Source organism: Martinezella dioscoreae (assembly GCF_009176305.1).
GTDB classification, from domain to species: domain Bacteria; phylum Pseudomonadota; class Alphaproteobacteria; order Rhizobiales; family Rhizobiaceae; genus Rhizobium; species Rhizobium dioscoreae.
Genome location: NZ_BLAJ01000023.1, coordinates 20892 through 27006, shown reverse-complemented (window position 1 = coordinate 27006; position 6115 = coordinate 20892). Strand labels below are relative to the sequence as shown.

General features: G+C 57.9%; 5 protein-coding genes and 1 pseudogene. 2 read left to right on the top strand and 4 right to left on the bottom strand.

What is annotated here, in order from left to right; translation table 11 throughout:
• Nucleotides 1-263: 263 nt before the first annotated feature.
• On the bottom strand, nucleotides 264-1484 hold the full coding sequence (locus tag GDN47_RS31130; RefSeq protein WP_152094995.1) for an ATP-binding protein: 1221 nt from the start codon (nucleotides 1482-1484) through the stop codon (nucleotides 264-266).
• Between the two features lie 426 nt (nucleotides 1485-1910).
• Here GDN47_RS31130 and GDN47_RS32520 point away from each other — a divergent pair.
• Nucleotides 1911-2169: pseudogene (locus GDN47_RS32520) on the top strand (IS6 family transposase); the annotation flags it as partial.
• A 201-nt stretch (nucleotides 2170-2370) separates the two neighbouring features.
• Here the strand turns inward: GDN47_RS32520 and GDN47_RS31125 are convergent.
• Nucleotides 2371-3009, bottom strand: a complete 639-nt coding sequence (locus tag GDN47_RS31125; RefSeq protein ID WP_152094993.1) for an alpha/beta hydrolase — start codon at nucleotides 3007-3009, stop codon at nucleotides 2371-2373.
• 9 nt (nucleotides 3010-3018) lie between these two features.
• The gene (locus GDN47_RS31120; protein ID WP_152094992.1) at nucleotides 3019-3975 is read right to left on the bottom strand and encodes a VOC family protein; all 957 of its coding nucleotides are present in this window, start codon (nucleotides 3973-3975) and stop codon (nucleotides 3019-3021) included.
• 174 nt (nucleotides 3976-4149) lie between these two features.
• On the opposite strand from GDN47_RS31120, the gene GDN47_RS31115 reads away from it, so the two are divergent.
• A complete protein-coding gene (locus GDN47_RS31115; RefSeq protein WP_152094991.1) occupies nucleotides 4150-5139 on the top strand; it encodes a LysR family transcriptional regulator in 990 nt (329 codons plus the stop codon).
• Between the two features lie 79 nt (nucleotides 5140-5218).
• Here GDN47_RS31115 and GDN47_RS31110 read toward each other — a convergent pair whose 3' ends face one another.
• A complete protein-coding gene (locus GDN47_RS31110) occupies nucleotides 5219-6106 on the bottom strand; it encodes an intradiol ring-cleavage dioxygenase (protein WP_152094990.1) in 888 nt (295 codons plus the stop codon).
• Between the last annotated feature and the right edge of the window lie 9 nt (nucleotides 6107-6115).

Below are 6115 nucleotides of genomic sequence, written 5' to 3'. Positions count from 1 at the left end.
TTAGATTCGAACCCGCGGCGACGTGTATCATTTCTCTTTGCTGAGGCGACGCTATTGTGGATACGATCCTATTAACCAGCCTGATTCAAGCGCTGCCAAGTCTTCCAGTTTGGGCAGTATTCACCGCCTACGTGGCGATTGTCGGAAATCAGATCTGCTTTGGCTTGCTTTAGCACCCCTTACGGCAACAGGTCCATCTCAAAACAGGTTTGATGGACAGGCTGTGCCTTGTGCGCGATGATTTGCAGATTGTCGGATGATCATCAGCCCCATAAGGCGGACAATGGCGCTGCGGCCAACCTGTCGCCGAAGGGAACGAAATCGGTGCTATCGTACAGCACTACACCGTAGGCGAACCGGTCCTTGCACGCTTCGGCCAGGGTCCGCAGTCCGGCGAAGTCACCGGACTTCACCGTCGCTGAGGCCTTAACCTCGATCCCCACGATCATGCCATCATCGCGTTCTAGGACGATGTCCACCTCATGCATCTGTTGATCGCGAAAATGATATGGCGTCAGGCGTAAGTCGGACGCATCCGAGAGCTTCAGGATTTCGGCAAACACGAAGCTTTCCAGAAGCGCGCCAAATACGCTGCGGTCCGCCTTTGTCCGATCGAACGTCAACCCGCGCACCGCTGCGAGAAGGCCGGAATCGAGAAAATGTAGCTTAGGCGTCTTGGCGATCCGCTTCAGCGCGTTTGTGTACCAAGGCTGCAATGTCGAGACGAGGTAGACCTGCTCCAACAGCGCCACATAGCGCTGCCCCGTCTTGTGGCTGACATGGATGCTGGAGCCGAACTGCGAATAGTTGACCAACTGCCCCGAATGCTCCGCCAGCAGTCGAACAAATTTCGGCAGCTCGGTCAGCTTCTCGATCTCGGCGATGTCTCTAAGATCGCGGGTCAGAACAGATGTCAGATAGGACCGAGCCCAATCTTGTCGTCGCCGTTCGCTCTCGCGGCTAATCGCCTCGGGAAAACCTCCTAACAGCACGAGTTGGATGAGGTCGTCGCCGACAATCGCCTCTCGGTTTCCCTGAAGCGTCCCCTCAAATAGTCGTTCGAGGAACGTCGGCGTCTGACTTTTTATTTCAGCGCGAGCAAGTGGCAGCATTCGAATGGTTTCCATCCGTCCCGCTAGACTGTCGGCAACTCGCGGCAAGGTGAGCACATTGGCCGAGCCAGTCAGGAGGAAGCGCCCGGGACGATAGCCCTCGTCCACCGTCTTTTTGATCGCAAGCAGCAGATCGGGCGCGCGCTGGACCTCATCGATTATGGCGCGATCGAGGCTGCGAATGAAACCGGTCGGATCGGATTGCGCGGCATCGAGCGTCGTCTGATCGTCGAGAGTAATATAGGTCCGACCGGCCTCCCCGATTTTCCGGACAAGTGTGGTTTTGCCTGCCCGGCGCGGTCCTACGATCAGGACCACCGGGGTATCTGAAAGGGCTTCCTCCACCCGGTGCGCGACGAGACGTTCGTACATGCTTTCTCCGAATCTCTGACAGTTGGAAATTTGCACCATGATAATTGGAAGTCAACGTCATCAGGATTGGAAATTACTAAACCGTGATCTGGGAATGACGTACGTCGAAAGTCTTCCCCTGACGCGTCGAAATTTCCACTGTGCTGACCGCCGTTCAGGGAGTCCCCTTGATCGCTACCCTGCCTACAAGGATCGTCAAGCGATACGCAGGGCATTTAGCCTGGCACCGGTAGAAATCCCCTTAGTCGTCTCCCGCAAGCGACAACGATCCGGCCAATCGTTGGAAGTGATCTCAGATGGCGCAGCTTGCTTCTTCTTACTGCTAAGTTAGCCGATAGCCCTGAAATGCCTCTGCCTTCAGTCCCTCCTACTTTTGCTCTTGAAGAGTATCGAACCGCAAATCCCTATCCATGAAGCGATGCCTGAATAAGCCGGCCCACAGGGACCACCGCCCGCCAACCGACCGAAATCGTTGCCTATTCTGTCTGGCTCTGCTTCCGTTTTAATCTGAGCCTGAACGCCGTCGCGGAAACGCTGCTCGATCACGGGATCGTCGTTTCTTATGAGACTATCCGCCGATGGTGCCGACGAAGAAGATGTCTGGTATTTCGATGAAGTCGCGGTACCCGTCAATGGTCAGAAATGCTGGTTGAGGAGAGCGGTTGATCAGGATGGTTTCGTTCTGATGTCCTGCTCTAACGTTGCCGGAATGCCGACGCGGCCAAACCCTAGTGTGCTACCACGTGGCAAGACTGGGAAGGGTAGCTCCAGCACGGTGCTCAATTGAAGGTTTGTCCGTTTTTTGGCGGAGTCTAAATATCCTCCGCTTGCAGATTCCTCGCGAACATCACCATAATTTTTCAAAGGAGCAGTGCATATTACAGTGCTACGCGATCACCGCCGGCATCTGCGAGAGCAAATTGTCGAACTCGCCAATTTCCTGGGCCGACACCTCATGGGCACGATCGGGCAAGACCTCGCAACGTAAGCTCGCCCGTGCTCGGGCAAGACTTTCGGCAGCTTCGGCAAAGGCCCCGACTGGTATCCAAGGATCCTTGTCGGACCCGGTTAGATAAACCGGCATGCGATCAAGGTCCGCAAAGGGTCTGTCGCACTCCGAGGTGCCAACACGGCAACCAGTAAGATTGACCATGGCACCCCGCCATGGTCCATATTTCATCGCATATTCCAAAGCCAGGCACGCACCCTGACTGAAGCCTCCGATCACAAGCGGCGTCCCATGACGGCGATAAGTCAGATCGCGTGTGATGCCATGTAGATAAGCCAGGGAGTCTTCCAGTTCCTTGCGCGTTGTCGATGTCAGCCGCTCCGTCGCCCGTGCTCCGTACCAGCTCTTGCCGGTGGCGCGCGGTAGAATAAAGGCCACGCCCGACGCTTTGAGCCTGGCGATCACTTGCTGGTGCATGTCTTCGGGCGACTGGGTACGCCCATGGATGAAGATGCAGTGGACTTGGGCCTCCTCGGGCGTAGCGCCGAGCAGGAGAGATTCATGATGCATCGCCATTGCCCCGGCTCAGAAGTTCGCCGGTTCCAGGCCGGCGATCAGCTCTTCGCGACGGTTCTCGAACCACGGCGGGAAGACCAGCGTGGTGCCGATACGGTCGGCCGGCTCGTCAAGCGCCCAACCGCCCTCGACCGACCAGGCAATCTCGAACAGCGCGCCGCCCGGTGAGCGGACGTAGCAGGACTTGAAATAGTTACGATCCTTCTGGTCGGAAACGTCCGTGAACCCCAAACCCTCCAGATGCGCCTTCAGCTGCAGCTGGTTCTGTTCATCGCCAGTGTTCAGCGCCAGATGATGAATGGTGCCGCCGGCAAGCGTCCAGGTGCCCTGCGGACCGTTGGCTTCATGCAGGATTTCGACCATGCTGTTGGGACCGTTTGCGTTCGGGACGGAGAACATCAGTCCCTCATTGCTGTCAGCCTCCTTTTTCATCGACAGGCCAACTGTCAGGAAGTCATCCATGGCGGTGCGATCGAACACGGCAATCGCCGCGCCGTAAATGCCCTTGATACCATGCTCCGCCGTAACGCCTTGCGCCTCGTTGACGATGGGCGGCCGGTTGTCTGCAGGGCTTTCGACAAGTTCATGCGGAATGCCGCAAGGGTGTTTGAAGGCCACGCGCGCGATACCGAAGCGCGATATTTTCTCAGCCTCGATACCACGGGCATTGAGCCGCTCGACCCAATAGCCGGACGCGCCGGCAGGGATCGCCTGCTGGATGATCTTCGACTGGTTCGTTCCACGTCGGCCAAAAACGGCGGGCTTACGGAACGGAAAGGTCGTGATGATCGTCGAAGCCTCGCCGCTGCGGGATCCGTAATAGAGGTGATAGACGGGGATGGTGCCGTCGAACAGCACGGTGCGCTTGACCGAATAAAGGCCGAGCGCTTTGGTATAAAAATCGTAATCCTCTTGCACGCCATCGGTGCAAAGGGTCAAATGATGATAGCCGCTGACAAGTGCCATCGTTCTCCTCCCGTGAAACAATCGATCGTCCCGGGGCGCGGCCCTCCTCCGCTTTCTCCCCGTCGATTGGCAATCAGGATCTCAGCCGCTTGCCAATCACTCAACACTTGCAAAATATAGCCGATCTAAAACGACTGTTGATGAGATTGTTCATAAATACTATAGCATTTTGCTATGAAGATTGTGGAACATCACCTTGTTCAGCTTGCCGCCGTCATCGAAACCGGAGGCGTGACGGAAGCCGCTGCCATGCTTGGCATGACACAGTCGGCCGTGTCGCGGACCATCTCAATCCTCGAAAAGCGTGTCGGTGAACCGCTGTTCGTTTCCGGGCGCCGGCCAATGCAGCCAACGCCCCTTGGCGAACAGCTTGGCCTGCAAGGCAAGGCAATTCTCGCGTCGTCGCGCAAGGCGATGGAAATCATCCGCAGTTTCAAATCGGGTTCGTTCGGCCGCGTGCGGATCGGCGGCGTTCCTTTCTTCATGGATGCGGTTGTCTCGCCCATGATCGCCACGTTCCAACACGATGAGCGGGGGATCATGGTCCACCAGTCCTACGGAAACTATTCCGACCTTGTAAGCGAGCTCGAATCCGGCCAGATCGATGTCGCGGTCACACCGACGGGCTCCACGGATCTTCGCGCTGACCAGCAGTTCGAACCACTGCTGCCTGCGCGAAACGTGCTGGCCTGCGGTGCGGGCCATCCGCTGATGCGCAAACGTAATCTGGCAACCGAGGACATCCTCAATTATCCGTGGGTCGCTCCTCTGCCCGGTTCGCCGCTGGTGCTGGACCTGCACAATATTCTGCTAACGCTGGGGATAGAGGAGGTTTCGATCCGCTATGCCGGAGGCTCGCTCATGAGCGTCTTGAACTATCTGGTCGGAACGGACGCCCTGGCAATCCTGCCGCTTTCCGTCGCTCACTCGTTCCGGCGGGAAAACAGGATTAGCGTCATTCCGCTTGACATCCCGCAGCCGGAGCGCGCGCTCGGGATCATGACGAGAACGAAGCCCTATTCAAATCCGGCCGCACGCAAGCTTATTGGGCACTTGCGGCGCGAATTCTCCGAGCTGCGCCGGTCGGTCGAAAAGCACGAGCAGGAAATCCGCTGGGCCCATGGCCCTTTCATGGCCGAGCGCGAGCGAAAGGGTCCGGCCTGAGCGGCGGTGGCCGCAATCGATTGATTGGGGCCGAAACACAGGTTGCCGCGCTCCGGCCTTTTCGCCTCACCAGCAAGGCTTACCCCGGCTTCGAAGGCGCCAGCACGAAATCGTATTCGACCTCCCAGAACCAGCCCGGAAACTCCAGCTCGTGAGCCCGCGCCGCATCGTCGACTCGCTTGAATTCGGCCAGCAGGCTTTCCTTGACGCCGAAGACGGCGTCGGAGTTGATATAGGGATCGTGAGGGTCGAATATGTGTGTCGTCAGAGTCTCGAACCCCTCGGCCTTGAGGATGAAATGCAGGTGGGCCGGACGATAGGGATGGCGACCGAGCCCCGCCAGGAGCTTGCCGACCGTGCCGTCGTCGGGGATCGGATAGAACTTCGGCTTGACCGCCCGGAACCAGTAGCGGCCATGCTCGCCGGTGCGGAACACGCCGCGCAGATTGAAGTCGGGCTGAATGCCTTTCTGCTGGACGTCATAGAAACCTTCGTCGTTAGCCTGCCAGACGTCGAGCACGGCATTGGCTATCGGCCGGCCTTGCGTATCGAGAATGCGGCCGTGAATCACCATATCCTCGCCTTTCCGATCGAGGCAGATATTGGCTCCCATCGGCAATTCGGGCGCGTCCGCGACATGGAACGGTCCAAGCACGGTCGATTCCGACGCACCCGACGGCTTGCGGTTGTTGATCGCGTCGACAAGCATGGACACGCCGAGAACGTCCGAAAGCAGAATGAACTCCTGCCGCCACTCGTTGCAGAGATGACCGGTCTGGGTCAGGTACATGATCGCCTTGAACCATTCATCCTGCGTTGGCTCGATTTCCTTGACCGCCTCATGCAGCTTGCGCGTGATGACCTCCATCACCTGCTTCAGCCGCGGATCACGCGCATTGGCGTTGCGCCCGGTGACGACCTCGACGGAGTTCTCCTCCGTGAAAAATCCCTTTTCATGCGTTTCCATAGCGAAATC

What these genes read in the sequence shown, in the direction of transcription:
- GDN47_RS31125 (WP_152094993.1), bottom strand. Translation starts at nt 3,009, where the DNA reads ATGGCGATGCATCATGAATCTCTCCTGCTCGGCGCTACGCCCGAGGAG.
- GDN47_RS31120 (WP_152094992.1), bottom strand. Translation starts at nt 3,975, where the DNA reads ATGGCACTTGTCAGCGGCTATCATCATTTGACCCTTTGCACCGATGGC.
- GDN47_RS31110 (WP_152094990.1), bottom strand. Translation starts at nt 6,106, where the DNA reads ATGGAAACGCATGAAAAGGGATTTTTCACGGAGGAGAACTCCGTCGAG.
- GDN47_RS31130 (WP_152094995.1), bottom strand. Translation starts at nt 1,484, where the DNA reads ATGTACGAACGTCTCGTCGCGCACCGGGTGGAGGAAGCCCTTTCAGAT.
- GDN47_RS31115 (WP_152094991.1), top strand. Translation starts at nt 4,150, where the DNA reads ATGAAGATTGTGGAACATCACCTTGTTCAGCTTGCCGCCGTCATCGAA.